The sequence below is a fragment of the Candidatus Nomurabacteria bacterium genome, assembly GCA_020632395.1.
Taxonomy (GTDB): Bacteria; Patescibacteriota; Dojkabacteria; order SC72; family JAHDCA01; genus JACKFQ01.
Genome location: JACKFQ010000002.1, coordinates 126,226 through 151,947, shown reverse-complemented (window position 1 = coordinate 151,947; position 25,722 = coordinate 126,226). Strand labels below are relative to the sequence as shown.

Below are 25,722 nucleotides of genomic sequence, written 5' to 3'. Positions count from 1 at the left end.
ATAAACGCATAATTGCGAATAAAAGATATCTTATTTATTAGATCCGAAATAATGGCAGGTACATATGACAGGACTTTGCCTCACGTGAACGTCGGTACGCTAGGTCACGTGGATCACGGAAAGACAACACTTCTTCGAGGTGTTATCAATGCGTACTCCCAAGATGCTGCTAAAATGATCGACAAGTTGGATAAGGATCCTGAGTCGAGAGCAAAAAGCATCACAATTGCTGTAGCTCATGTAGAGGTCGAGACCGCAAAGAGGCACTATGCGATCGTCGACTGTCCGGGACACAAAGACTATATTAAGAATATGATCACAGGTGCTGCACAGATGGACGGTGCTATCCTCGTAGTCTCTTCTGCGGATGGTGCTATGCCTCAGACTAGAGAGCATCTACTACTTGCACGTCAGGTTGGTGTTGAGCATATCGTTGTATGTATCAATAAGTTTGGTGATGCTGATCCTGAGATCCTTGAGTTGATCAAGGCTGATATTGCAGAGTTACTTGAGAAGTATGGATATGATCCAAATGCACCAGTTGTGGAGGTCGATGCATTGAAGGCTGAAAAAGGAGATGAAGCTGCTTTGGCAGAGGTTCGAAAATTGATGGAAACGGTAGATGAAGTGATCCCTCTTCCTGAGAGACCTATCGATCAGCCATTTTTGATGCCTATCGAAGATGTGTTCTCTATCGAGGGTAGAGGAACTGTTGTGACTGGTAGGATCGAAAGAGGAGTCATCAAGGTTGGTGATAACGTTGATGTATTAGGTATGGGTCGAAAAGATCAGAAGACTGCTGTTACTGGTGTAGAGATGTTCAATAAATCTATGAATGAAGGTCAGGCAGGTGATAATGCTGGTATACTTCTACGTGGATTCAAGAGAACTGATGTTGAAAGAGGTCAGGTTATTACAGCACCGGGTTCAGTTAAGACCCACACCCACTTCAAGGCAGAGGTATACGTACTTAGCAAAGAAGAGGGTGGTCGACACACACCATTTGTATCTGGATATAAGCCACAGTTCTATATGAGAACTGCTGATGTTACCGGTGAGGTAACCCTTCCAGATGGTGTTGAGATGGTAATCCCTGGAGATAACGTGCAGTTTGATATCAAACTGATCGCTCCAGTAGTAGTAGAAAAAGGAATGAAGTTTGCGATCCGAGAGGGTGGTCAAACAGTAGGGCATGGGGTTGTTACAGAGGTAGTGGAATAAAAGTAGTGTTTGAAAGGTGGGTCGAAAGACCCACCTTATTAGTGCCATAAGTTTACAATATAGCTCTTTATCATGGCTCAGGTTGCTTCAAAAATTAGAGTAAAGCTTAGAGGTTATGACTCTACTGTGGTCGATAAGTCCGCAAAGAGTATAATTGAGACTGCTGTTGGGACAGGTGCGAAAGTTGCCGGTCCTATCCCTCTACCCACTAGGTCAAAAAGATATTCAGTCAATAGGTCAACACATGTGTATAAGAGTTCTATGGAGCATTTTGAGATCAAAACTCATAAAAGGTTGATCGATATTATTGAACCCACTGCAAAGACTATCGAGGCATTGCAGCATCTACAGATGCCTGCGGGCGTAGGTATCGAGATCCAGTAGGTTGTTCGAAATTGACTCTTGGCATCTAATAAGGTGCCTGGGGATCAGGGTCGGAACTAATTATTTAGTATACAAAAGATGAAAGTATTATTGGGAATCAAAACTGGAATGACGAGAGTATTCGATGGAGATAAGTCGGTACCCGTAACTATACTTGATACAAATGGTGCGGTTGTTAGCTATTCCGACGACCAAGGTTATGAGATCGGCATCGGAAAATTGAAAAAAGTTGGAAAAGCCCTCGAAGGTAAATATAAGACTCTTGGATTCGTTCCGCGATACAGGGCTTGGGTAAGTGGTAAAAATGAAATGGTAGTGGGTGATCCTGTGAGCATTGATGAGGTAGATAAGGGGCTTAAGGTTGATGTTACTGGGCAGTCTAAAGGTAAAGGATTCGCTGGAGTTGTTAAAAGGTGGGGATTTGCAGGAGGGCCTAAAACACATGGTCAATCCGATAGATTGCGAGCACCCGGCTCAATAGGTGCAGGTACTGATCCTGGAAGAGTTCTAAAAGGTAAGAAAATGGCTGGAAGGATGGGTGGGCAGAAAACAACTGTAAAAAATAAGAAGATCGTTGATAAAACTGATGGTTATCTGTTAATATCTGGGGCCGTTCCTGGAAGTAGAGGGGATGTGGTCACTGTTACTATCATGGAGTAAATATGGAAGTAAAAATATATGACACAAAATTGAAGGAAACCGATAAGACAGTAAAGTTGAACGACTCTATCTGGACAAAACCAATGAATGCCGACCTTGTTTCGCAGGCTGTTCTTGTCTACCAATCCAATCTCAGGCAGGCAACTGCGTCTGCAAAAGGTAAGGGAGAGGTAAGTGGTGGAGGAAAAAAGCCTTGGAAACAGAAGGGTACTGGACGTGCAAGACATGGTTCTACTAGATCACCTTTATGGGTGGGGGGTGGAGTGACATTTTCTCCTTCGGGGAGGACGTGGACAAAGCGAATGAATCGAAAGATGAAGCTTGCTGCATTAGGATGTGTACTCTCCGCTAGGTTAAAAGGTGAAGATCTTATGTTTGTGGATACAACTAACCTTGATAGATCAGAACTTACGAATTCAAGGGAAACATATGTAGTTGTGACATCATCAAATGAGGTGGTTCTGGCGTTGAGAAATCTTGCGAATGTGACTGTAGTTAGAGATTCTGAGTTGAATGCTTATAACTCGATGCAAGGAAAGAGATTACTTATTGATACAGCCTCAGTAGAAGGCATAGAAGCTAGATTTAATAGAATTTTGAAATGAAAGCCATGGAATTATTACCAGTAGTATCAGAAAAAGCATATACATTAGCAAATGAACAGAATAAATATACTTTCTTTGTTCCTACTACAAGCAACAAGATAGAGATCGGTAAGGCGGTAGAAGAGAAATATAAGGTCAAGGTCTTGAGGGTAAATACTGTGGTAAAGCCCGGTAAGTCTGTGACTGATTGGAAGAGGAATATGAAATTTAGAAAGTCAGATATGAAAAAAGCGATCGTGTTATTGAAAGATGGAGATAAGATAGATGAGTTCTTCAATATTTAGAGACATTAGATATGGCAGTTAAAAGATTCAAACCTACAACTCAGACACTCAGAGGTACAAGATTGGAAGATAGGTCTCATCTTGAAAAGAAGCGACCTCCAAGAAAACTTACTTCTCACAAGAGAAAGATCTCTGGTCGTAATAATCAGGGAAAAGTTACTATCAGACATAGAGGGGGGGGGATGAAAAGAAGAGTTAGACATGTAGATATGAAGAGAGAGAAGTACGGAGTACCTGCCGTCGTAGAAGGATTTTACTTTGATCCTAATCGATCTGCACATCTTGCACTATTGAAGTACGCAGATGGAGATAGAAGATTTATAATTGCACCTAGAGGATTGCAAGTTGGTGACAGCGTGGTATCTGATGAGCAAGCTGATATACTTATTGGGAATGCGATGAGAATAAAGAATATTCCATCCGGTACAGAGGTTCATTGTATCGAAGCAGAGCCTGGTAGAGGTGCTGCATATGGTAGAGCAGCTGGTCAGGCCATAGTTGTACAGGGTGTTGATCCGACAGGTAAGTACATGCAGGTAAAGATGCCTTCAGGAGAGATCAGATTGGTACACGGTGAATCTATGGCAACTGTAGGGCAGATAGGAAATGAAGATCATATGAATGTAAAATTAGGTAAGGCAGGTAGGAAGCGAAATCTAGGTTGGAGGCCAGTGGTACGAGGTTTAGTGATGCATCCTGCTCAGCACCCACATGGTGGTGGTGAAGGAAAAGGTGTTATCGGTGGTCCTGCAAAGGATAGATGGGGTAATAAAGTAGGAACAAGAACACGTAAAAATAAGAGAACAGAGAAGATGATAATTAAGAGGAGAAGGTCTAAGACAAGACCACACGCTAAGAAATAACTTATACATAATTCAGGATGTCCAGGTCAGCAAAAAAAGGTCCATATACAGATCCAAAGTTACTAAAGAAAGTACGAAAGGCTATAGATACAGGAGAGAGAACTCCAATTAAGACTTGGAGTAGATCATCTGTTATCACACCTGAGATGGTAGGACTGACATTTGGTGTACATAATGGAAAGGTTCATGAACCGGTATTGGTTCTGGAGTCTATGGTTGGTCATAAACTTGGTGAATTCTCACTCACACGCAAGTTCAAAGGGCATGCAAAGAAGGGTAAACTAGCGAAAGTATATGGAAGTTCTGGTAGATTTGAATAGATTTATAGATAGATAAACATGGTCGAGATAAAAAAGACAAAAATTAAAGCAAAGAACTTAGCCCAATCTCCGTTGAAATTGAGATTGGTAGCTGATATGGTTCGTGGCATGAATGTACAAAAAGCTCTCGATCTATTGAGATTTACTAACAAGAAGGGTGCAATATTTGTTACAAAAGCACTAAAATCAGCTGTGAGCAGTGCAGAGGAGAAGTTTGAGGGGAGTCCGGAGAAACTTATTATCACTCATATCTCGGTTGATGAAGCACCTACTCTCAAGAGATATAGGTTCGCATCAAGAGCAAGAGTTAATAAGATCAACAAAAGAAGATCCAACCTAAATTTAGAGGTTTCGATGTCGAAGTAAGATATGGGACACAAGATCAATTCAAATGCAATGAGGATGGGGATCAGTAAAACCTGGAAATCTAGGTGGTATAAGCAGGGCCCCGAATATATTAAGTTCCTACATGAAGATAAGAAGCTCAGAGATCTTGTTCGAAAAGAACTCTCTGCTGCCGGTATCGACAGAGTTGAGATCTCTAGGACAGTCGGAGCTTGTGAAGTAAATGTATATGTAGCAAGACCTGGTGTAGCGATTGGGCGTGGAGGCGCTGGTATCGAAACAATAACTAAAAAATTGAAAAAAGTAGTTGATACAAATATTGAATTAAAGGTTAGTGAAGTTAAAAAACCTGATATGTCTGCAAGTATTATCGCTGCTGAGATAGCAAGTGGTCTATTGAGGAGGATGCCTCCAAAATTATTAGCAATGAATGCGATCGAAAAAGCAAAGGCATCAGGAGCAAAGGGTATCAGGATCTGGGTTTCTGGTAGGATCAACGGTGCTTCTCAAGCAAGAACCATCAAACATCATGATGGTCCGGTACCTCTACATACTTTAAAAGCGAATATTGATTTTGCAAAAGATGTTGCTGAAACACACGATTTAGGTAAGTTTGGAATTAAAGTATGGGTATACCGACCAGAATCTGCAGAAACTGAGAGCAGATAATTACGAATAAATGAATAAGATACAATAAAAATGTTACAACCAAAGAAAACAAAATTTAGAAAAGAGTTTAGAGGCAAGATGGGTGGTGTCGCAATGGCCAACAACAATGTCGACTTTGGTGATTATGGTCTTAAAGCAACAGGTAGAGGTTGGATAAACTCTAGAGAGATAGAATCTGCAAGGCGAGCTATCGTAGGTTACATCAAGAGAAAAGGAAAGGTATGGATCAAGATATTCCCTCAAAAATCATATACTGCGAAGCCTACTAATGCAAAAATGGAAGCCGGAAAAGGAGATGTACAGGGATATGTTGCAGTAGTGAGGCCTGGTACGGTTATGTTCGAGATCGGTGGGGTCACAGAAACGATCGCAAAAGAGGCGTTCAGATTGGCGTCACACAAATTATCGATCAAGACTAAGATGGTCACGAGAACAGAACTGTAGTTTTTTATTGATTAGTAAAGGGATTACTGATAGAATCCTTCAGCGTAATTTTATGGTTTTAAGCATGGCTTTGGAACAACGAAAAAATAAGGGTAGAGAATTACAAGGAACAGTTGTCAGCACTAAGATGCAAAATACTGTTAAGGTAGTTGTAGAAGCACCTGTGAGACATCCTGTATATCACAAGATCGTATCGAGCAGAAATTCGTTCATGGCACATAATGAGATGAATGTTGTAGAAGGTGATACTGTTGTAATAAGAGAATCCAGACCATACTCAAAGACCGTAAGATGGGTAGTTGTGAAAGTACTTGATAAATAAAGGTAGTAATTATGGTACAGACAGAAAGCGTATTAATTGTTGCAGATAATAGCGGAGCCAAAAAGGCTAAGGTTATCGGCATCCCAGGTGCTTCAAGAAGAAGGTGGGCACGAGTTGGAGATGTCATAACTGTAGCTATCCAAGATGTATTACCAAATGGTAATATCAAGGCTCACCAGGTATTTAAAGCTGTAGTGATCAGGACTGCTAAAGAAACAAAGAGATCTGATGGTTCGTATATTAGGTTTGATGATAATGCATGTGTCCTAATTGATGCTAAGAAAGCACCTTTGGGAACTAGAGTATTTGGACCTGTAGCAAGAGAATTAAAAGAAAAGAAATTTGACAAGATATTATCTAGAGCGCCAGAAGTATTATGAAAATAAGGAAAGGTGATACAGTAAAAATACTTTACGGGAAAGATTCTGGGAGGACCGGAAAAGTGGTTCGTGTTTTTAGAAAGGATATGAAGGTTGTAGTGGAAGGGATCAATGAGTTCAAGAAAAGTGTAAAGGGAGATGGACGGGGTAGAGTAGCAGAGATTGCAACTGTTCTTAAGCCTCTTCCTGTATCAAAGGTTATGTTGGTTGATCCTGAGAGTGGTAAGGCAACAAGGGTCAAGATGTCAACAAATGGTAGAGGGAAGGAAAGGATCTCTGTACGAACTGGTAAGCCTGTTGATACAAAGCCAGTCAGTAAAGGAAACGAAAAAGCAGTTAAACCCAAATCAACACAGAATACTAAAAAAGAAGATGTGAAAGAGGTAGCAAAAGATACTAAAAAAGTAGAGGTCAAAAAAGAAAAGTCAGAAACAAAAGATAAATAAAAAGTAGTATGGCAAGATTAAAAGAAATCTATGAAAAAGAAATAAAGGTAGAACTACTCAAAGAGGGTGGATATAGGAATGTTATGGAAGTCCCTACCCTACGAAAGATAGTTGTTAATTCGGGTGTTGGTGAAGCAACTACGAACAGTTCTGCTATTGAAGAGGTTGTTGAGATCATAGAGTTGATAACTGGTCAGAAAGCTGTTGTTTCAAAGTCAAAGAAAGCAGTATCAACATTCAAATTGCGAGAGGGAATGGATATTGGAGTATATACAACACTTAGAGGGGAAAAGATGTGGGAATTCTTTGATAAACTAGTAAATGTTGTTTTCCCTAGAACAAAAGACTTTAGAGGTGTATCATATAAAGCTTTTGATGGGTCTGGAAATTACTCATTAGGTATCGAAGAGCATACAGTATTCCCAGAGATCGACCCAAATAAAGTACAGAAATTAAGGAGTTTGCAGGTTACTATAGTTACGTCAGCTCAGGATGATAAGGATGCAAAGCTGTTATTGGATAAATTCGGATTCCCTTTTAAGAAAGATGGCAAAAAAGTCTAAGGTCGTACAACAGAGAAGATATCAGTTAAAACAGAAGCACTCGACAAAAGCTTACAATAGATGCATGGTTTGCGGTAGATCTAGGGGTTATATCAGAGAATTCGGTTTATGCAGGATATGCTTCAGACAGATGGCACATGAAGGGCAGATCCCAGGTGTAAAGAAAGCTATTTGGTAATATTATTGAAACTATTATGGTAAATGACATAGTCGCGGACAGTTTAGCAAGAATGAACAATGGGATTCAGCGTGGAGCTGATGAGATAGAATTACTAAATAGTAAGATGGTTCTATCGATCGTTGAGATCTTGAAACACGAAGGTTTTATTGATGATTTTAAAGTGGAGGGAGATACGATCATCGTTAATCCTACATATAATGAAGCGGGAGATCCTGTTGTAAGGCACTTTATTAAGGTCAGTACACCAGGTCAGAGAATGTATGTCAGTTCAAAGCAGATCATACCCATCATGAATGGTAGAGGGATATCGATCATCAGTACCTCTGATGGTTTGATGACAGGAGCAATGGCAAAGTCAAAAGGTGTCGGTGGAGAATATATTTGTAATATTTGGTAAAGATGTCTAGGATCGGAATACAACCAATAAAAATTATAGAAGGTGTATCAGTAGAAGTTTCTGCTGATGAACTTATCGTTAAAGGTCCTTTAGGGGAGAATATCGTTTACATTCCTCAAGGTATCAATATTCATATCGATGGTGATACTATTACAGTAGATAGAACCGATGAAACAAAGTTAACAAGATCACTACATGGAACAGTCAGAAGCCTTATAGATAGTGCAATTATTGGCGCAAAGGACGGTTTCCAAAAGACATTAAAGATACATGGAGTAGGATACAGGGTAAAAACAGAGGGTACTGGATTATCAATGTCCTTAGGATGGAATCACCCGATTATTTTTCCTGCACCAGAAAACATTACCTTTGAGGTGCCTGATGAAACAACAATCGTAGTCAAAGGTCATAATAAACAGAAGGTAGGAGAGGTCGCAGCACGAATAAGAGAATATAGAAAACCGGAACCCTATAAAGGAAAGGGTATCAGATATGAGGGAGAATATGTTAGACAGAAGAGTGCGAAGGCAGTTGTGAAGTAGTAATATCAATACGTAACCGTTATGGCACATAAGAAAGAAGTCAGAAGAATAAGAAGAAAAAAATATATCAGGAAGAAGCTTTCGGGAACTTCAGAGAGACCAAGGATCTTTGTTTATAAAAGCAACAAATATCTTCTGGTTGGAGTAGCTGATGATGTAACCGGTAAGGTGTTGATGTCAAAGCGAACCTCTAAGGATCTTAAGAGAGCTAAGGAGATCGGTATCGAGATCGGAAAAGAGTTAAAAAAGAAGAAGGTTACAACAGCTGTATTTGATCGAAGTGGATATGTTTATCACGGAAGAGTACAGGCTGTTGCCGATGGAGTGAGAGAATCTGGGATACAAATGTAATTATCTAATAAAAGTAACTAATGAGAAGAAGAGAGAGCAAATACGAATCACAGACAGTATCTATCAGAAGAGTGGCCAAGGTCACAGCTGGAGGTAAAAGACTTCGCTTCAGCGCGATGGTTGTTGTTGGTGATAGGAATGGAACTGTGGGAGTAGCACTAGGTAGAGGTACCGATACTAGATCCGCTGTCGAGAAAGCTATCAAAAAAGCAGAAAAGAATGCACGAAAAATACAAGTAGTTGGTGACACTATCCCTCATGAGATAGTTCAAAAGAAGGGTGCTGCTAAGGTCATGTTGAGACCTGCACGACCAGGTACAGGGGTGATCGCAGGATCCTCCGTCAGGACTGTCCTCGAAATGTGTGGAGTAGACAATGTATATGGCAAGATCATGGGATCTAGTGACCTAGTAGCAAATGCTTACTGTACATTTGAAGCACTAACAGAACTGAGAAGTAAAAGAGTTCTTGAGAGAATGCACAATATGAAAGACAGGTTGAACCTCAAGGAGCAATTGGATAAAGAGAGAAAAGCTCGAGAAGAATTATTAAGAAAGAAGAACAAAGAACAGGATAAAGGAGAAGGAAAGGGTAATCGACGAGGTGGTGGTAGAAAAGGTGGGGGCAACAGAGGCCGAGGAGATAACTCAAGAAGAAACTCCGGTCCAAGAGCTGAGACTAAGGAAGTTAAGGTTGAGAAACCAGTAGAGAAGCCCGCACCAGCTGAGAAACCTGTCGAGAAACCCACTACAGCAGAAAAACCAGTCGAGCCAACTTCAGAGGTTAAGAATACCGGATCTACATCAGAATCAAAAAGTGAGTAATATTTCTTAAACAATACTTATGAAATTACAGAACCTACCAAAAAGAAAAAATCGAGTAATGCCTAAGAAAAGAGTAGGTCGTGGATACGGTTCTACAAAAGGAGGTCATACAGTTGGTCGTGGTGTTAAAGGACAGAAGTCGCGATCAGGACACAAATCAATGGTAATGTTTGAAGGAGGGAATACACCATTCTTTAGAAGAATGCCTAAATACAGAGGATTTAATAAGCCGTATAGGATCGAGAATCAGGTGATAAATGTTCATACCATTGAAGAGTATTTTAGTGATGGCGATACCGTCAGTTTAGATACACTTCGGGAGAAGGGTTTGATCAAAAAATCTAAAGAGAATGTCAAAGTTCTTGGATTAGGTTCGATCAAGAAAAAAGTTGTTGTAGAAGGACTTCTGGTATCTGAATCAGCAAAAAAGAAGATATTGGATGCCAAAGGTCAGGTCAAGTAGTATCATATCTTTATCAAATTGTTATCAAGTAAATGTTAAAGGACTCTATCCAATCAATCAAAGCAGCCTACTCTACACCTGAGATCCGACAGAGGGTCTACTTTATCGTCATTATATTGGTAATTTTCAGATTGCTTGCTGCTGTACCTGTTGTTGGTATAGATCGTGAAAGTCTTTCACAGTTATTTGGTCAATTAGGTGGTATCGGAGATACAATATCAACGGTCTCTGGTGGAGTGCTTGAGACTGCATCAATTGTAGCTATCGGATTAGGACCATATATCAATGCTTCTATCATCCTCCAACTTCTAGGAACCGTTATCCCCAAACTAGAAGAACTTCGGAAGGAAGGTTCACAGGGTCGAAGGATCATTAGTATGTACACACGGTATCTCACAGTTCCTTTCGCAATCCTTCAATCATTCGTTATATACTCAACTCTTAGAGGCTTCGGATTGGTCGGAGAACTACAAACTTTGGAACTCATTACCATGGTTAGTGCTCTCACAGGAGGCGCACTACTGATGATGTGGATGGGCGAACTTGTTACAGATAAAGGTATAGGGCAAGGATCATCCTACCTCATAGCTATAGGAATTCTCGCTTCTCTACCAAGCATTGTTTCTAACAATATCAGAACAGCTGATACGTTACAGATGATATGGTTTGTGTTTATCCTTTTGGCGATCTTTGCAATAACTATTTTCCTCACACAAGGAGAGAGACGAATAAAGGTAATGTACTCACGCAGAGTTAGGGCTACTGGTGTGCAAGATAATTATGTCCCTATCAAGCTTACACAATTTGGTGTGATGCCAGTGATCTTTGCCGTTTCATTGATAAGTTTCCCACAATTGATAGCACAATTCCTAGTGAGTAGGGATTTCAATACCAAATTGACTGAGATCTCATCTGATATCATACGATATCTTTCTAACCCACTTACGGTAGATATAGCAACATTCCTCCTGGTAATAGCATTTTCATTCTTCTATGTGACAGTTGTTTTCAACGCGGATGAGTTAGCTGAGAATTTGCAGAAACAAGGAGCTTTCATCCCCGGTATCAGGCCTGGTAAACAAACTGCATCTTTCTTGAGGAAATCATCATTCCGATTAACTGCAGTAGGGGGAGTATTTTTAGCTACACTTGCAATCCTCCCAAATGTGCTTGTTCAGACAGGTATATTATCTGCAACGATAATGTCAGGAACTGGTCTACTGATCATTATTGGTACAGTACTTGAGATCAAACGTCAGATCGAATCAATGATCGTTGTACGAAGTTATGATAGATACCTCTAAAAAAACACTCAGAACTGCAATTTTTCATGGGCCATCAGGTTCAGGGAAAGATACGCAATTGGATCTCCTTGAAAGAACGATCGATTATGAAAGGATAGGGTTTAGTAGCTTAATGGAGATATTAAAAAAAGAAGGTCATCCCAGAGCACTTAGCGCCTATGAGAATACCAGGGTTGGCAAGCTAGCTTCTGATGAAGATGTATATTTGATCTTTGAGGAGTGGTTACCTAGGCTTGACCCCAAAAAACCATGGTTCTTTGTATCACCTGTCCGAAAAGAAACACAGATCGATCTTTTTGATAAACTTGTTCAGAAGTTCGACCGAACCTTAGATCTTTTTGTACATTTCAAACTTACAGAATCAGCAGCTATCGAGAGGATGTCTCTGCGAACCTACTGTGAAAAATGTGGTACTACATACCATTCACTATACAAAAAAGAGAAAAAAGAAGGTTTTTGTGATAATGATGGAACACCTCTTGTCAAACGAGAGGATGACAATCCTGATGCTATAGCAAAACGCTTGGAATGGTATAATGACGATCTAAAACCAATATTAGATACCTATCGTAGCAGAGGTATCCTGCTTGAGATCGACGCAACACCTTCGATTGAGGTAATTCATGAAAATTTACTGAAGGAGTTGCAAAAATATGCGTAAGTATGACCCAGAAAAGATCGTGAAGATGGAGGAAGCAGGAGTGATCTGTTCTGAGATCCTCAGAAATGTACTTTCCAAAGTTTCCGTAGGAGTATCTTTGATCGAACTAGATCAGTATGCAGAGCAGTTATGTATTGATAATAAAGTGATCCCAGCATTCAAAGGATATGAAGGTTTCCCTGCTACGTTATGTACTGGTGTTAATGATGTAGTGGTTCACGGAATACCTGATGATTATGTCCTTGAGGATGGGGATGTTCTCAGTGTAGATTTTGGTATCAAGTATAAGGATGTCTACAGTGACACATCGTATACCGTAATTATCGGTGAAGTTTCAGATGAGATAAAGAAATTCGTTAATGTTGTCAAAGATGCTACCTTGGCAGGGATAGCTAATGCAAAGCCGGGAAATCATGTCGGTGATATCGGTCATGCTATGCAGGAAATTGTTGAGAAGAATGGATATTCAGTTGTAAAAGAAATGGTTGGACATGGAATAGGGTACGATCTACACGAGGAACCATATGTGCCTGGCTATGGGCGAAAAGGTAAAGGACAGGAGTTATACCGAGGCCAAACCTTAGCTATAGAGGCTATCGTAAATCAGGGTCTACCAGACATCTTTATTTCTATAGATGATGGCTGGACAAGCTATACGGAAGATGGTATGCTCTCAGCACTTTTCGAGCATACAATTGTTGTTGATCAGAAGCCAAAAATTCTGACATCATGGTAATTGCATATGTATAGATCCTTTGTTATAATCCGATGGATTTTTAAGGAAAGCTTAAGATTTTAGTATAAATTGGACATAATGTCCCAGGCAAGTAAACAAGTAGTAGAGATCGACGGCGTAGTGAAGGAATGCCTGCCTGATACTAAATTCTTAGTAGAGATAGAGGTAAATGGTAGGAAGCATGTAGTCACTGGCTACCTTTCCGGAAAGATGCGGATGTACTACATCCGAATTCTTGAAGGTGATAAGGTCAAGGTCGAGATGACTCCTTACGACCCAAATCAGGGACGTATCGTTTATAGATATAAATAGTAGGATAATGAAAGTAAAATCGTCTGTAAAAACCAGGTGCAGGCACTGTTATATAGTTCGACGTAAAGGTCGAGTGTATGTTTACTGCAAAAGAGAGCCAAAGCATAAGCAAAGGCAAGGATAATATTATTATTAAAGATCAATGGCTAGAGTCGCCAACATAGAGATCCCTGAAAATAAGAAAGTTAGTATATCCATAACTTATGTCCATGGGATTGGAGATTCTATAGCTACTCAGATCCTTTCTGATCTTGGGATCGATCCTGATAAGATTATGTCAGATCTTTCTGAAAAAGAGCTTAACGAATTACGAAAATATATTGAAGATAATTATGAGGTTGAGGGTGAGTTGAGACAGAAGGTTTTTAGAAATATTAAGAGATTGAAGGATATCCGATCGTACAGAGGTGTAAGACACAAGCTGGGTTTGCCTGTTCGGGGTCAAAGAACACGAGTGAATGCAAGGACAAGGAAGGGTAAATCACAAGCGGTCGGTGGGTTGAAGCGGAAGATAACCAAGACCTAATTAATTGTAATTTAGTAGGATAATTAGATGGCTGAGAAGACCAAATCAAAGAAAAGAAATGTACAGTCTGGGAATGCTTATATTCAGGCTACATTCAATAACACGATCATCACGATAACAGATCAAGAAGGTGCAACTTTGGTTCAGGGTAGTCCACGAGCAGTCGGATTCTCTGGTTCGAAGCGAAGTACAGCCTTTGCAGCTACAAAAGCAGCTAAAGAAGCAGCTTTGGCAGCTATGAAGAAATATGGGTTAAAAGAAGTGAAGGTATATATTGCCGGAGCAGGTACTGGCAGGAATGCAGCGGTGAAAGGTTTAGATTCTGCAGGTTTGAAAGTGACGATGCTCACTGACAGAACCCCTATCCCTCACAACGGCTGTAGACCAAGAAAGCAACCTAGAAAATAATAATTATTTCAAAATATTGATAAATGGGACGATATACAGGACCAAAAGGCAAACTAAGTAGAAGAGAAGGCGTTAATCTATTTCTAAAGGGTTCAAGATCCTATTCGGATAAGAACGCTGTCGCTAGGAAGCCTTATCCACCTGGACAACATGGAAATAAACGAAGAGTGCGGTTATCTAACTACGGACTACAACTTCGAGAGAAGCAGAAAGTAAAAAGAATGTATGGTGTACGAGAAAGGCAATTCAAAAATATGTATAAGGAAGCAGATAGACGATCTAAGGTAAATAATTCAGATAAAGGATTAGAGCTACTTTCCTTACTAGAAACACGACTTGATAATGTCATCTACCTATTAGGATTGGCACCATCAAGGTCTGCAGCGAGACAATTTGTGACTCACAAGCATGTAAGAGTGAATGGTGCGACCTTAAACATCCCTTCTCACAATGTAAAGATAGGTGATGAGGTAGAGGTCAGTAAACCTACGCTTGTTCCTAGTGAGAAGTTGATAACAACTCCTCCTTGGTTAGAGTCTCAAACACAGAGAGGTAAAGTAATTGGGCTTCCATCCCGAGAGGATATTGATCCAGGGATCAAGGAGAACCTTATTATTGAGTTCTATTCTAGATAAGCTTAAGAATTATATAAGAATGATAGATTTCAAAGATCTAAAAGTTAAAGCAATCAGAGAAGAAGGTGTAGTTGGTGAATATGAGATCACTCCACTTCCTAGGGGGTATGGTCATACATTGGCCAACTCGCTAAGAAGGATCCTACTTTCTAGCCTCTCAGGAGCTGCAATAACAGCTGTTAAGGTTCATGGTGTAGATCACGAATACACAACAATCGAAGGTATGAAGGAAGATGTTGTTGAAGTTCTTTTGAATCTAAAGGGATTGCGTTTTAGGTTAGAGTCCGATGACCCTCAGGTTTGTATGATCGATGTTACAGGTCAAAGGGAGGTTACTGGTGCTGATGTACAGATCTCTGGTCCTGTTGAGGTAACAAATCCAGATATGCACATAGCAACTCTAACTAGTAAGACATCTGCACTAAAACTAGAATTGACCATCGAAAAAGGTATCGGATATAGACCTGCTGATGAGGATCATAGAACCGAAATGGGTATGATCCCTGTCGATGCTGATTTTTCTCCGGTCAAGAAAGTAAGTTTTGAAGTAGTCAATGCTCGTAAGGGTCAAGCTACCGATCTTGATGCTGTCCACATTACTGTCACAACTGATGGAAGTGTCACACCACAAGATGCACTACTAAGTTCTGCAAAGATCCTACAAGATTTTGCAGGTAAGGTTATGGCTGCACTAGGTGTTCCTGTAAGAGAAGTTGAGGAGTTAGCCGAACAGGCTCGAGAGGTACAGGAAGTTGTTGCAGAAGGTAGCGGAGATTCGGTGAATGAAGAAGTTCTCTCTTGGAGGGTTGAAGATCTTCCAATATCAAAGAGATCAAAGTCAGGACTTCTAGCCGGGGGTTTTGAAACTATCGCAGATGTATCAAATGCAACTACTACAGACCTATTAAATCTACCAGGTTTCGGTAACAAATCTCTTAGTGAAGTTTTGGATCTACTAGGTCAGTATAATATTGAAATTAAATCAGAGTAATACAGATGTATAAGCTAGCAGGAAGAAGAAAATTAGGTAGGAAGGTGTCGCATCGAAGATCTTTGATCAAGAATCAGGTAAGATCTATCTTAACCTATGGTAAGGTGACGACAACTACTCCAAAAGCAAAAGTTTTAAAAGCTAATGTAGAGTCGTACTTGAACGATCTGAACTCAAAGGCAGAGAAGGTAAGGAAATATGAACTTTTGACCCTATTAGGTGATGATAGCTCAGCAAACAAGATGGTCGAATATCTCAAGTCATCTCCAAAGGTCAAGATCGTTAAGGTTGGATTTAGAGATGGAGACAATGCTGAGGTATCGAGGGTATCCCTTCAAGGATTCTCTTCAAAGGTCAAGAAGGATATAAAGACTCAGAAGAGTGTTGTTCAAAAGACACCTTTGAAACAGGATACGAAGGATAAAAAACCTCCAGTCCAAGATGAGGATGCTGTTGAATTACGAGAAGCAAAAGAGGAAAGAGAGAGTGATAAAGCGAAAAGTCTAGCAAAGAATCTAAAGAACAGATTTGTTGGAAAAGAGCGAGCAAGAAGCCGATCCGGAATATAATTGTAATATATTACTATTAATTAGATGAAACAAAACACAACCTGGGTAAAACCGACAGATATTGAAAGAAAATGGCATTTAGTCGATGCTTCCGACCAGGTTTTAGGAAGAGTATCAACAGTGATCGCTTCTTTACTTATCGGTAAAGGCAAAGTCAACAAAGTACCTAATCTGGACTGTGGTGACTATGTGATCGTGATCAATAGTGATAAGGTTAAGGTGACTGGTAATAAGGCTACTCAGAAAACATACTTTAGACATAGTGGGTATCCAGGAGGAGCAAAGACTATTACTTTTGATAAGCAGATACAGAAGAAAAGTGAATTTGTGATCGAGAATGCAGTAAAGAACATGCTACCAAACAATAAACTTCGCTCAGGAATGATGACGAGATTGTTTGTGTACCCTACCAGTGATCATAAGCATTCAGCACAGAAGCCAGTAGAATATAAGTTATCATAATGAATGAACGTGGCTGAGAGATATTTTGAAGGAATCGGAAGAAGAAAAACCTCCACAGCGAGGGTTAGGATATACACAGGAAGTAAAGCTTCTGTTGTAAATGATGTCCCCGCGGAAGAGTACTTTGATGCACGAGGAGAATATGCAGATGTTATCTCTCCTTTAGCCATCTCAGGTAAGGAAAAAGAGATGTATTTTACAGCTCATGTTGTAGGTGGTGGTATTACAGGTCAGAGAGAAGCAGTAAGATTGGGTATCGCAAGAGCGCTGATCGAAATGGATGAGACTCTCAAACCTGATCTTCGAAAGAAAGGATTAGTGACACGAGACCCAAGGATGGTTGAGAGAAAGAAATATAACCGAAGAAAAGCTCGAAAGAAACCACAATTCTCCAAACGTTAAAAGAGCTCAATGTTTTCTAGACTTGTTCGCGACACTCTTCTGAGTGTCGCTTTCATTTCCTCATCTAGATAATCTGCTTTAGAGAAGTACTTGAGAAACGTACTTTGTCCTTTGTGATCTGTTGTATCTAGGATCAATTCTGGAGGTATATTCTTGTGATTTGCTGTTTTCTTTACTCCTTCACTACTGATTATGTTTAGATTTGAGTTTTCTGTGTTGCTATAAAGTGCTTCGGCCCCACTTTTCCACATTAATCTCTTCTTACCCCCCTCAAACCAACAACTTGGAGGAGTGATCCTCCCTATGTCAGAATTCCTGAGAACTATTCTCACGGATTCATAAAGACCTTTAACGAAAGTTTTGTGTTTTAATCTGTCGGTTGTCGAACAGGAGCAACTCTTGCTACATCCACACGGACATCTTGGGATACTCACGATCACACCTGTTCGGATAGAAAGTAACTTGATCACTTGCTCTTGTATCTTTTGATCTTTGATATCAGTTAATGTCAGATTGAGATATAGTGCACAGCCAGAACCAGTTCTCTTAGAAAGCTCTAGAAGGTTCTGTAAATGGGTAATACCAGTAATACCATTGATCATAGCTCCGTCGTAACATATCGGCTCTAGGTAGCGTCCGATAGCCTTGGTGAGCCTTTTTAGCTCAAGTGAGTACACGCCCTCGTTCTGATGAGCTGATCTCGCTGTCGCTGATGGTAGGGTTGCATAATTATCTTCATCGATCACAACACAATTCAATCCCAATGCGATTGCCAGAAAGTGTGGCAGATCCGAACTTTCCACAATTGCCGAATTAGGCGAATTTTTCAGAACTGTCTGACCGCGCTGGTTCGATTCATCAATATCTCCTTCTAAATTCCGTATACAGTGGAGTAAAGTTGGGGTCTGAATATATTCTACATTCGGAAATAAGGTTTCTGCTGAGATGATCAGGTTAGCTCCATAGACTGAGGCTTTTCGCAAGTCCGATCGGCTATCCAGAATGTAAAGTAATGCACCTGTTTCATCTGAAGGCGAGATCTTCCCGTCCATGGAGAGTTCACCTATAGCATACAGGTCTCTCTGTTCATATGCATTTATTGCTGAATAAATAGATAGTGCTGTTGGTAGATCAAGATCTCGGGTCTGTATACCACTGCTATCAGATGAATAATTGATATGGATCTTCCGCTGGGGTAGCTTCCTTCCGACCTGTGCGAAGGTATAGGGCAGTAATTCCCGATATCTTGAGTATTCTCGACTAATTGAGCCGTACATCTTGATCATCGGGATCCCCCTAGAGATCCCACACTGAATAGCTACATCAGTTAGTTCTCCTCTATGACGAATTATGCTTCGGATCTCATGATACATTGTCCAAGATCATATCTAGGAAGTATTAATTACTCCTGAATATGATGTTAATTATCAAATACTTGATGAGATGCGTGGTGATCTTGTACTGATAACAGTAATAGATCTCTTAGTTTGATCCATAAACAGCCTGTTTAAAAACACAGATCGTACAACTCGAGCTATCCCGATCTGAAATAATGATCAGAGTTTGGGTTTAATATTGTTATCAGTACGCGGTTTCAATGTCCTCGACCGTTAGATCCGCCTTTAGATCCGCCTTTAGATCCGCACCTCCTGTCTGAAAGTTGCTCTATCGCATAAAATCTCTCGACAATGATATAATCAAGGGCAAGTATCTCAAGTGGTCGCTAGGGTCAAACCTAGAGGAAAGTCCGGACTTCATGATGGCCCATCGTTAAAGGGTAGGTGCCAGTGTGAGCTGGGAGGGAGTGATCTTTCGGAGAAAAGGGCAACAGAAAGTTATACCGCCCCCGCTAACCTATAGAGCCGAATTGCAGGTAAAATCGCACTTTAGATCGCAAATAGAAACGCATAGTTTGTCGCAGAAACTCCCAAAAGCTGACCCGGAACGAACTGAGAAATAGGGTCTCAAGTCAGGGAGAAGAGCGTAATGTAAATCGAACTACAAGCATTGGATACACTCGACACTATAAGTTAGCGGGGGTAAGGGTGAAATGGTGGTGTAAGAGACCACCGGCTCGCTTAGCAATAAGCAAGTGCGTGGTAACCCCCACCTGAAGCAAGGTCAGAACCGCTTAGATAGATGACCACATAAACAGGATCCGGCTTATGGGATACTTGCACTACTCAAAAAAGTTCAAACACGCAAAATATGTTGCCCCCTAGCATATTCATCGCCTTTCATGACTTTCTTCCCTTCTGGCTGTACCTCTTCAAGTCGTAGTACCTTGTCTTGAACCGTACTCCCAACAATTAGAGACCCTTCATAAAGTTTGAATTCTCCAGGAGAAATATCAAGCTTAATTTCTAAAATATGAGCTTTGAAGATCTTTAGCCTACTACCATTATGATCTGTCCATGCTACCGGCCATGGTACAAGAGCTCTAATCATCCTCTCAGCTAGGATCGGATCATCTTTTGTCAGATCAACAAACGCATTATCTTTTGAAATATCTTTCTGCCAACAGTAAGTGGCCTCAGCGTCATTTTGTGGTGTTGTAATGATCTCACCATTTACCCAACTTTCTAAAATATCACCGATAGTTTCAGTTGTAATCTTAACTAAGCGCTCTCGTAATGATTGATTTGTGTCGTCACTTTTGATAGGTTCTTTGAATTGTTTTAGAATTCCCCCTGCATCAAGTTCTTTGACCATTTCAACATAAGTTATACCTGTAACCTGTTCCCCCTCTAAGATCGCTTTTTGGATTGGCACAGCTCCGCGAAATTTTGGAAGTAGTGAGTAGTGTACGTTTATTGTGGAATATTTAGGGTAATTTATGAATTCTTCAGGTATTAGCTCTCCAAAAGATTTGCAAACAACAAGGTCTGGTTTGAATATATCCAATGCTTGGAGATAGTTCTTCTTCTCATTTTCAGTATGAAAAACCTTGATATGATTCGCTTGAGCGAATTTTTTGATCTCAGTCGGTTCGATGATCTTTTTCCTACCGATTGGCTTGTCAGGTTGTGTTATCAAACCAACGATCTCAAACCTATCGTCATCGATCAAGGTTCTGAAAGTGGCGAGAGCCTCCCAATTTGACCCTAGAAATAATGTTCTTATCATAATGATACTGATTATACGCTATTTTTGCTAAAATCATCCAGATGCGAACAGAGAAATTAAATTACAACCTACCTGCTGAACTGATTGTCTACGATCCCCCTGCGAAGAGGGGCTCATCTCGTCTTTTGATAGTGGATCGAACTACAGGATCGATCGAACATGGGAGTTATGCAGATATTCCAAAATACATCCAAAAGAACGATATGATCGTACTAAATCGAACTCATGTACCTAAAGCTCGGGTATATATGAAAGATCAAGCCAACGATCGAACTTTTGAGGTTCTTTTTAATAAACAGTTGGGTAAGAATGAGTGGGAACTGCTGATCGGAGGTCGAAATGCCCATAAAGGTATGAGGCTATATGTAAATGATCCCACGAAAAACCTACTCGTCTTGAAAGAGCAGATCCCCGAACAACCTATCTGGATCGCACAGATCGAAATTGGTTCTCCCGAAGATCTTTTTGATAAGTATGGTCATGTTCCGCTACCACCATATATCAAACGAGATGATGTCGCTACAGATCTAGAGCGGTACAACACGGTTTTTTCAGAGAGAGGACATTCGGCGGCAGCTCCTACTGCAAGTTTGAACCTTACAGACGATATCTTAAAAAAGGTTAAGAAGAAGGGTGCTTATGTAGAAAAAGTCCAGTTAGATGTCGGATGGGGAACATTTGCACCAATTAGGAGTGACAATATCGAGGAACATCATATCCATACAGAAAAGATACGAATAGAGCCAACTACATGTGACACTATCAATGATCTAAAGACGCGAGGTGGACGGTTGTGGGCTTTTGGAACTACGGTAACGAGGGTTGTCGAAAGTGCCACGGATCCGGTGACCCGAAAGATAGAGCCGTATACAGGAGAAACAGATATATATATCTATCCAGGTTATGTATGGAAGATAGTAGATGTTCTTGTAACAAATTTTCATGCACCAAAAACCAGCCTATTAGCACTAGTGTCTAGTTTTATGGGTTATGAACTGATGATGAAGGCTTATGAGGAGGCTGTCCGGGAGAGGTATAAGTTCCTAAGTTATGGAGATTCAATGCTGATAATATGAATAATAGAAGACCAACACCAACAGATCTACATGGAGTGGTGACATTTATGCCAGATGCCACTCGTGGCGTTGTTAGAGGATTAACATCAGAGCAATTGCATGCAACTGGTACAAGTCATATCGTAGTCAATACCTTGCATATGCTCATCAGTCCTGGTGCCGATACTGTAGCCCAATTAGGGGGTGTCCATAAGTTCATGAATTGGCCAGGTCTTATACTGTCAGATTCTGGAGGATTTCAGGTGTTTTCACTTCTTCATACAAAAAAGTGGGAAGGAAAGATACATCATGATGGCGCGACTTTCAAATCCCCCAGGGATGGTACAACATATGAGTTAACTCCTGAAAAAAGTATAGATATACAAATGAAATTGGGAACTGACATTCTCGTGGTGCTGGATGATTGCCGAAAAGCAGAGACAAGTCGCGAAGAAGCTGAAGTATCAGTAAAAAATACAATACAGTGGGCTGAGAGATGCAAAGCTCACTATCTGAAATATCCGAGTTCTGAGAGAAAAGGGAAGTTCCTGACCTCTGTAGTTCAAGGAGCAAATTTCAATGATCTGCGAGAGAAGTGTGCCAATGCCCTCGTTGATATCGGTTTTGATGGTTATAACTTTGGGGGTTATGTTTTGGATGATTCGGGCGAACTTGTTGTTGAGCAGTTGAAATGTGTTGTTGAGAATACTCCAAAAGGAACTCTGAAATATGCTATGGGGGTGGGGAAACCAGAGGATATACTCGCTTGTGCAAAATTAGGCTACACACTATTTGATACTGTTCTGCCTACTCGAAACGCAAGACATGGCACATTATATTCAACTGATACTGATGATGGAGTCCTTAGGATAGGTAATTCTCAGTATTCTACAGATACATCACCTATAGATAGTAAATGTAACTGTGAGGCTTGTCAGGAGCATACTAGGGCGTATATCCATCAATTATTAAAAAATAATGAAATAACTGGAATGTCTTTAGCTACAATTCACAACCTGACCTTTTTCCAGAGATATGTAAATGCCATAAATGAGAATATATCAGATCTGATGGATATTTCTCATTCCGATATATTAAGGATCATGAATTGAACAGTTCGACACTCCTGTTGCTTCTGAATAGATGGTATAATATACGGTTGGAGATTATCTGTTTATAGAAGAAGTTGACCCTTATGGTTAGTGGGAATTCATCAAAAACCAACATGCAAATAACTGTAATGACCTATCATGTCACAATTGATGAGTTTGCGAAAATCTTATTACATTGATGTAAAAGTGTTTTTCATCCCTTTGGGTAATAACCCGCCGGACGGGCAGATCCTCTATATACAGTAACAACTGTTATAACTTGTTACACAGTAATATATGGAACCAGTAACATTACTCGTTACTGTTCTCATTTCGTTATCCGTTGGTGCGGTTGGAGCATACAACTACGGTATGAAGAAAGGTAGGCCCACAAAGGCTGAGGATTATACCGAAGAAGAAGTTCGAACTATCGTTCAAAAGAGGGCTTCTGAAAAAATGGAGCAAGCAGAACGAGAAGCATTGGAGATCCGAGAGAGAGCAGAAGAAAGAGCAAAAACCGTTCGAAAAGAACTTGTAGAGCAGGAAAATCTTTTGATGGAGAGGGAAAAGACCCTAAATCAACGCTCGAAAATGATCGAACAGGAGGCTACGACACTTGAAGAGGAGAAGATCAAGTATAAAAGAATGAAGCAGATAGTAGAAGATGAGAGATCTAAGCTGAAAAAAGAGCTTGAAAAGATCTCCGGTCTTACTAGAGAAGAGGCAAAACAGAAACTCCTCAAAGAGGTAGAGGAAGATATCAAGAATTATGAGGCATCACTGATCCGTGCAGCTGAGAAACGATCAGAAGAGGTTGCTGAAGAACGATCCAAGCAGATACTGATCGAAAGTATGCAGAGGATCGTGACTGATTATGTTGGTGAAACTACCACATCGACAATCAAACTTGAAGATGAGAAGGTCAAAGGTAGGGTGATCGGAAAAGATGGCCGAAACATTAGAGCATTTGAGAAGATCACAGGTGTAGATGTGATAGTAGATGAATCTCCAAATGCGATAGGTTTATCATCTTTTGATCCGCTTAGGAGGGAGATAGCAAAAGTAGCTATGGACAAGCTGATCAAAGATGGCAGGATACATCCGGGTACTATCGAAGAGGAAGTTAGAAAAGCAAAGAATGAGATTGCCACTGAGATCAAGAAAAATGGTCAGATCTTAGCCGATGAGGCTGGATGGCCAGGAATGGATCTTGGGTTGTTGAAATTGATCGGAAAGATGAAATATAGAACAAGCTACGGTCAAAGCTTGATGAAACACACGATCGAAGTAGTGCGTTTGGGTGCAGCATTAGCATCCGAACTGAATGCAGATGTAGATCTGGTGAAGAAAGCCTGTCTACTCCATGATGTAGGTAAAGTCCTAACTCACAAAGTTGAGGGTGCACATCATCACATCTCTGGGCAGATCGCACGAAAGTATGGTTTGCCTGATAAATTGGTGAATGCTATCGAAGCTCACCATTTGGATATCGAACCACAATCGATCGAAGCGATGGTCGTATATCTGGCAGATGCTATCTCTGGTGCAAGACCAGGGGCTCGAAAAGATAGCTATGAGCAGTACATCAAGAGAGTTGAAGGGATCGAGAATGTTGCTAAGGATCTTGCAAAAGATAAGATCGATGATGTGTATGCTATTCATGCAGGACGAGAGGTCAGAGTTATCGTCAAACCTAAGAGCTATGACGATGCTGAGGCAGCGGTGCTAGCAAAGGATATTGCGGCAAAGATCCAGGAAACCCAAACATATCCGGGTACAGTGCAGGTCACAGTGATCCGAGAATATAGGGTTCAAGAAACTGCAATGTAAATTTGAATTGAAAGGTTGTCGTTAATGATAAGACTCCTTTTTATTGGTGATGTCAGTGGGAAGCCAGGGCGACGTGCAGTCGCCCACTTCCTGTCAAAATTGCGTAAAGAGCTTGAGATAGACCTAGTGATCACAAATACAGAAAATGTGGCACACGGAAGGGGCGCAACTGTTGAAACAGTCAGAGAACTGATGGGTAGTGGTGTGGACTTCTTTACAGCGGGAAACCATATCTGGCGAAACAATGAATTTCACGATGTTCTCTCAGGTGAGTTACCAGTGATCAGACCGCTCAATTATCCGGCAGATCTTCCAGGGAAAGGGTATGGTGAGATCGATCTCGGCAAAAAAGGTCGTTTTCTAGTCATTTCTGCTATGGGTATAGCGTTCATGAATGAACGCACCCTGTCAGAACCGTTTAGGGCTTTAAATGATCTTCTGGATAATATCGACATCGATAGTTATGCAGGGATCTTAGTGGATTTTCATGCAGAGTCTACATCTGAAAAACTATCGGCCGGCTTTTATTTTGATGGACGCATAAGCGCTTTAGTAGGAACTCATACTCATATTCCAACTGCTGATGAAAGGATACTAGAAAAGGGTACCGCATATATCACTGATGTTGGTATGGCTGGTCCGATGGATTCTGTCCTCTGGGTTAAAAAAGACGTGATATTCCAACAAAATATGTTCCCTTACTCACCACGGTTCGAAATAGAAGAAGATGGCCCATTAAGGTTTGATGCTGTACTAATCGACATCGAAACTTCAAGAAAGGCTGTTGCAATAAGGCGTATAAATAAAATCCTATAGGTACGCAGTTCTTGACAAGCCCCTAAAAATCTTATATTTTAAGCTAGTGTGAGGAAAAGCATTAATATAAGCTTTCCACGCTCTATCTCAGAAGAAAGGAGGACCAAGGCATGCTAAGAAGAGATCTACAACAGGTCGTTGCCGACAAAGTCGGATTGACCAAAAAGCAGGCAGGTGAAGCTATCGATGCAATGCTCGAGGCTGTCACAGGCGCTCTCGCAAAGGGAGATTCTGTTCTTCTGACCGGTTTCGGAAGATTTGAAGTTCGACATAGAGCCGCAAGAGTCGGGATCAATCCCCAGACTAAGGCTAAAATACAACTTCCCGCAACCAAAGTTCCCGCTTTCAAAGCAGGAAAGGGTTTGAAGGAAGCTGTGAAGTAATACTGCCGGCATCACTCTGCACACTGCAGAGTACATGAGATCAGGGCCTTGACTTATACAAGTTTGAAAAAGCATGTATAAGGCAAGGTCCTGATAACTTTTTTCAAGCAAGACATCATTTCATCAATTGCCACCTATCAACTTTTCCTTT

General features: G+C 40.7%; 39 protein-coding genes and 1 other RNA gene. 38 read left to right on the top strand and 2 right to left on the bottom strand.

Features of this window, described 5'->3' with window-relative positions:
* Positions 1–48: 48 nt before the first annotated feature.
* The 32 genes from tuf to rpsI all read left to right on the top strand — a co-directional run bounded on the left by tuf (position 49) and on the right by rpsI (position 17,270).
* Positions 49–1,221 carry an elongation factor Tu gene (gene tuf, locus H6763_02855; protein MCB9803745.1) on the top strand — a complete coding sequence of 391 codons (1,173 nt, stop codon included), beginning with the start codon at positions 49–51 and terminating at the stop codon, positions 1,219–1,221.
* 72 nt (positions 1,222–1,293) lie between these two features.
* Complete coding sequence (rpsJ, locus tag H6763_02850; GenBank protein MCB9803744.1) at positions 1,294–1,605, top strand: 30S ribosomal protein S10; 312 nt, start codon at positions 1,294–1,296, stop codon at positions 1,603–1,605.
* 78 nt (positions 1,606–1,683) lie between these two features.
* On the top strand, positions 1,684–2,265 hold the full coding sequence (rplC, locus tag H6763_02845) for a 50S ribosomal protein L3 (protein ID MCB9803743.1): 582 nt from the start codon (positions 1,684–1,686) through the stop codon (positions 2,263–2,265).
* A gap of 2 nt (positions 2,266–2,267) precedes the next feature.
* Positions 2,268–2,870: a 50S ribosomal protein L4 gene (gene rplD, locus H6763_02840; protein ID MCB9803742.1), complete on the top strand. Its 603-nt coding sequence runs from the start codon at positions 2,268–2,270 to the stop codon at positions 2,868–2,870.
* Positions 2,867–3,154, top strand: coding sequence for a 50S ribosomal protein L23 (locus tag H6763_02835; protein MCB9803741.1), 288 nt, complete (start codon positions 2,867–2,869; stop codon positions 3,152–3,154). Before rplD ends, H6763_02835 begins: the two co-directional genes overlap by 4 nt.
* 11 nt (positions 3,155–3,165) lie before the next feature.
* Complete coding sequence (gene rplB / locus H6763_02830) at positions 3,166–4,017, top strand: 50S ribosomal protein L2 (GenBank protein MCB9803740.1); 852 nt, start codon at positions 3,166–3,168, stop codon at positions 4,015–4,017.
* Positions 4,018–4,034: 17 nt separating this feature from the next.
* On the top strand, positions 4,035–4,337 hold the full coding sequence (gene rpsS, locus H6763_02825; protein ID MCB9803739.1) for a 30S ribosomal protein S19: 303 nt from the start codon (positions 4,035–4,037) through the stop codon (positions 4,335–4,337).
* An 18-nt stretch (positions 4,338–4,355) separates the two neighbouring features.
* A complete protein-coding gene (gene rplV / locus H6763_02820) occupies positions 4,356–4,703 on the top strand; it encodes a 50S ribosomal protein L22 (GenBank protein ID MCB9803738.1) in 348 nt (115 codons plus the stop codon).
* 3 nt (positions 4,704–4,706) lie between these two features.
* The gene (gene rpsC, locus H6763_02815) at positions 4,707–5,351 is read left to right on the top strand and encodes a 30S ribosomal protein S3 (protein MCB9803737.1); all 645 of its coding nucleotides are present in this window, start codon (positions 4,707–4,709) and stop codon (positions 5,349–5,351) included.
* Between the two features lie 30 nt (positions 5,352–5,381).
* Positions 5,382–5,795: a 50S ribosomal protein L16 gene (rplP, locus tag H6763_02810; protein MCB9803736.1), complete on the top strand. Its 414-nt coding sequence runs from the start codon at positions 5,382–5,384 to the stop codon at positions 5,793–5,795.
* A 64-nt stretch (positions 5,796–5,859) separates the two neighbouring features.
* Positions 5,860–6,117, top strand: coding sequence for a 30S ribosomal protein S17 (rpsQ, locus tag H6763_02805; protein MCB9803735.1), 258 nt, complete (start codon positions 5,860–5,862; stop codon positions 6,115–6,117).
* 11 nt (positions 6,118–6,128) lie between these two features.
* Positions 6,129–6,497: a 50S ribosomal protein L14 gene (gene rplN / locus H6763_02800; GenBank protein ID MCB9803734.1), complete on the top strand. Its 369-nt coding sequence runs from the start codon at positions 6,129–6,131 to the stop codon at positions 6,495–6,497.
* Positions 6,494–6,943 carry a 50S ribosomal protein L24 gene (rplX, locus tag H6763_02795; GenBank protein MCB9803733.1) on the top strand — a complete coding sequence of 150 codons (450 nt, stop codon included), beginning with the start codon at positions 6,494–6,496 and terminating at the stop codon, positions 6,941–6,943. Before rplN ends, rplX begins: the two co-directional genes overlap by 4 nt.
* A gap of 8 nt (positions 6,944–6,951) precedes the next feature.
* Entirely contained in the window at positions 6,952–7,506 is a 555-nt protein-coding gene (rplE, locus tag H6763_02790) for a 50S ribosomal protein L5 (protein MCB9803732.1), read from the top strand.
* On the top strand, positions 7,490–7,684 hold the full coding sequence (locus H6763_02785) for a type Z 30S ribosomal protein S14 (protein ID MCB9803731.1): 195 nt from the start codon (positions 7,490–7,492) through the stop codon (positions 7,682–7,684). Before rplE ends, H6763_02785 begins: the two co-directional genes overlap by 17 nt.
* Positions 7,685–7,700: 16 nt before the next feature.
* Positions 7,701–8,084, top strand: a complete 384-nt coding sequence (gene rpsH, locus H6763_02780; protein MCB9803730.1) for a 30S ribosomal protein S8 — start codon at positions 7,701–7,703, stop codon at positions 8,082–8,084.
* Positions 8,085–8,086: 2 nt separating this feature from the next.
* Complete coding sequence (gene rplF / locus H6763_02775) at positions 8,087–8,626, top strand: 50S ribosomal protein L6 (GenBank protein ID MCB9803729.1); 540 nt, start codon at positions 8,087–8,089, stop codon at positions 8,624–8,626.
* Positions 8,627–8,647: 21 nt separating this feature from the next.
* Positions 8,648–8,977: a 50S ribosomal protein L18 gene (locus H6763_02770; protein ID MCB9803728.1), complete on the top strand. Its 330-nt coding sequence runs from the start codon at positions 8,648–8,650 to the stop codon at positions 8,975–8,977.
* 20 nt (positions 8,978–8,997) lie between these two features.
* Entirely contained in the window at positions 8,998–9,801 is an 804-nt protein-coding gene (rpsE, locus tag H6763_02765) for a 30S ribosomal protein S5 (protein ID MCB9803727.1), read from the top strand.
* 19 nt (positions 9,802–9,820) lie between these two features.
* A complete protein-coding gene (gene rplO, locus H6763_02760) occupies positions 9,821–10,264 on the top strand; it encodes a 50S ribosomal protein L15 (protein MCB9803726.1) in 444 nt (147 codons plus the stop codon).
* A gap of 32 nt (positions 10,265–10,296) precedes the next feature.
* Positions 10,297–11,568 carry a preprotein translocase subunit SecY gene (gene secY, locus H6763_02755; protein MCB9803725.1) on the top strand — a complete coding sequence of 424 codons (1,272 nt, stop codon included), beginning with the start codon at positions 10,297–10,299 and terminating at the stop codon, positions 11,566–11,568.
* The gene (locus H6763_02750; GenBank protein MCB9803724.1) at positions 11,552–12,229 is read left to right on the top strand and encodes a nucleoside monophosphate kinase; all 678 of its coding nucleotides are present in this window, start codon (positions 11,552–11,554) and stop codon (positions 12,227–12,229) included. The genes secY and H6763_02750 overlap by 17 nt, the downstream gene beginning before the upstream one ends.
* Positions 12,222–12,965 carry a type I methionyl aminopeptidase gene (map, locus tag H6763_02745; GenBank protein ID MCB9803723.1) on the top strand — a complete coding sequence of 248 codons (744 nt, stop codon included), beginning with the start codon at positions 12,222–12,224 and terminating at the stop codon, positions 12,963–12,965. Before H6763_02750 ends, map begins: the two co-directional genes overlap by 8 nt.
* Before the next feature lie 78 nt (positions 12,966–13,043).
* On the top strand, positions 13,044–13,277 hold the full coding sequence (infA, locus tag H6763_02740; GenBank protein ID MCB9803722.1) for a translation initiation factor IF-1: 234 nt from the start codon (positions 13,044–13,046) through the stop codon (positions 13,275–13,277).
* A gap of 7 nt (positions 13,278–13,284) precedes the next feature.
* Entirely contained in the window at positions 13,285–13,401 is a 117-nt protein-coding gene (rpmJ, locus tag H6763_02735) for a 50S ribosomal protein L36 (protein ID MCB9803721.1), read from the top strand.
* Between the two features lie 18 nt (positions 13,402–13,419).
* A complete protein-coding gene (gene rpsM, locus H6763_02730; protein ID MCB9803720.1) occupies positions 13,420–13,803 on the top strand; it encodes a 30S ribosomal protein S13 in 384 nt (127 codons plus the stop codon).
* Between the two features lie 27 nt (positions 13,804–13,830).
* A complete protein-coding gene (gene rpsK / locus H6763_02725) occupies positions 13,831–14,211 on the top strand; it encodes a 30S ribosomal protein S11 (protein MCB9803719.1) in 381 nt (126 codons plus the stop codon).
* 23 nt (positions 14,212–14,234) lie between these two features.
* Entirely contained in the window at positions 14,235–14,846 is a 612-nt protein-coding gene (rpsD, locus tag H6763_02720; GenBank protein MCB9803718.1) for a 30S ribosomal protein S4, read from the top strand.
* A 19-nt stretch (positions 14,847–14,865) separates the two neighbouring features.
* On the top strand, positions 14,866–15,837 hold the full coding sequence (locus H6763_02715; GenBank protein MCB9803717.1) for a DNA-directed RNA polymerase subunit alpha: 972 nt from the start codon (positions 14,866–14,868) through the stop codon (positions 15,835–15,837).
* 5 nt (positions 15,838–15,842) lie between these two features.
* Positions 15,843–16,406: a hypothetical protein gene (locus H6763_02710; protein MCB9803716.1), complete on the top strand. Its 564-nt coding sequence runs from the start codon at positions 15,843–15,845 to the stop codon at positions 16,404–16,406.
* A gap of 24 nt (positions 16,407–16,430) precedes the next feature.
* Positions 16,431–16,868, top strand: a complete 438-nt coding sequence (rplM, locus tag H6763_02705; protein MCB9803715.1) for a 50S ribosomal protein L13 — start codon at positions 16,431–16,433, stop codon at positions 16,866–16,868.
* A 3-nt stretch (positions 16,869–16,871) separates the two neighbouring features.
* Positions 16,872–17,270 (top strand): 30S ribosomal protein S9, encoded by a 399-nt coding sequence (gene rpsI / locus H6763_02700; GenBank protein ID MCB9803714.1) that lies wholly within the window; start codon positions 16,872–16,874, stop codon positions 17,268–17,270.
* Here rpsI and H6763_02695 read toward each other — a convergent pair.
* Positions 17,267–18,643, bottom strand: coding sequence for a hypothetical protein (locus H6763_02695; GenBank protein MCB9803713.1), 1,377 nt, complete (start codon positions 18,641–18,643; stop codon positions 17,267–17,269). The two genes, rpsI and H6763_02695, sit on opposite strands and share 4 nt — an antisense overlap.
* 331 nt (positions 18,644–18,974) lie before the next feature.
* On the opposite strand from H6763_02695, the gene rnpB reads away from it, so the two are divergent.
* An RNA gene (rnpB, locus tag H6763_02690) (RNase P RNA component class A) lies at positions 18,975–19,451 on the top strand.
* Positions 19,452–19,463: 12 nt separating this feature from the next.
* Here the strand turns inward: rnpB and fmt are convergent.
* The gene (fmt, locus tag H6763_02685; protein ID MCB9803712.1) at positions 19,464–20,396 is read right to left on the bottom strand and encodes a methionyl-tRNA formyltransferase; all 933 of its coding nucleotides are present in this window, start codon (positions 20,394–20,396) and stop codon (positions 19,464–19,466) included.
* A gap of 41 nt (positions 20,397–20,437) precedes the next feature.
* Between fmt and queA the strand changes: the two genes are divergently transcribed.
* The 5 genes from queA (at position 20,438) to H6763_02660 (ending at position 25,571) form a co-directional block, all read left to right on the top strand.
* Positions 20,438–21,472, top strand: coding sequence for a tRNA preQ1(34) S-adenosylmethionine ribosyltransferase-isomerase QueA (queA, locus tag H6763_02680; GenBank protein MCB9803711.1), 1,035 nt, complete (start codon positions 20,438–20,440; stop codon positions 21,470–21,472).
* On the top strand, positions 21,469–22,563 hold the full coding sequence (gene tgt, locus H6763_02675) for a tRNA guanosine(34) transglycosylase Tgt (protein ID MCB9803710.1): 1,095 nt from the start codon (positions 21,469–21,471) through the stop codon (positions 22,561–22,563). The genes queA and tgt overlap by 4 nt, the downstream gene beginning before the upstream one ends.
* Positions 22,564–22,839: 276 nt before the next feature.
* Positions 22,840–24,372 carry a ribonuclease Y gene (rny, locus tag H6763_02670; GenBank protein ID MCB9803709.1) on the top strand — a complete coding sequence of 511 codons (1,533 nt, stop codon included), beginning with the start codon at positions 22,840–22,842 and terminating at the stop codon, positions 24,370–24,372.
* A gap of 27 nt (positions 24,373–24,399) precedes the next feature.
* Positions 24,400–25,188 (top strand): YmdB family metallophosphoesterase, encoded by a 789-nt coding sequence (locus tag H6763_02665; GenBank protein MCB9803708.1) that lies wholly within the window; start codon positions 24,400–24,402, stop codon positions 25,186–25,188.
* A gap of 110 nt (positions 25,189–25,298) precedes the next feature.
* Entirely contained in the window at positions 25,299–25,571 is a 273-nt protein-coding gene (locus tag H6763_02660) for an HU family DNA-binding protein (GenBank protein ID MCB9803707.1), read from the top strand.
* Positions 25,572–25,722: the final 151 nt, after the last annotated feature.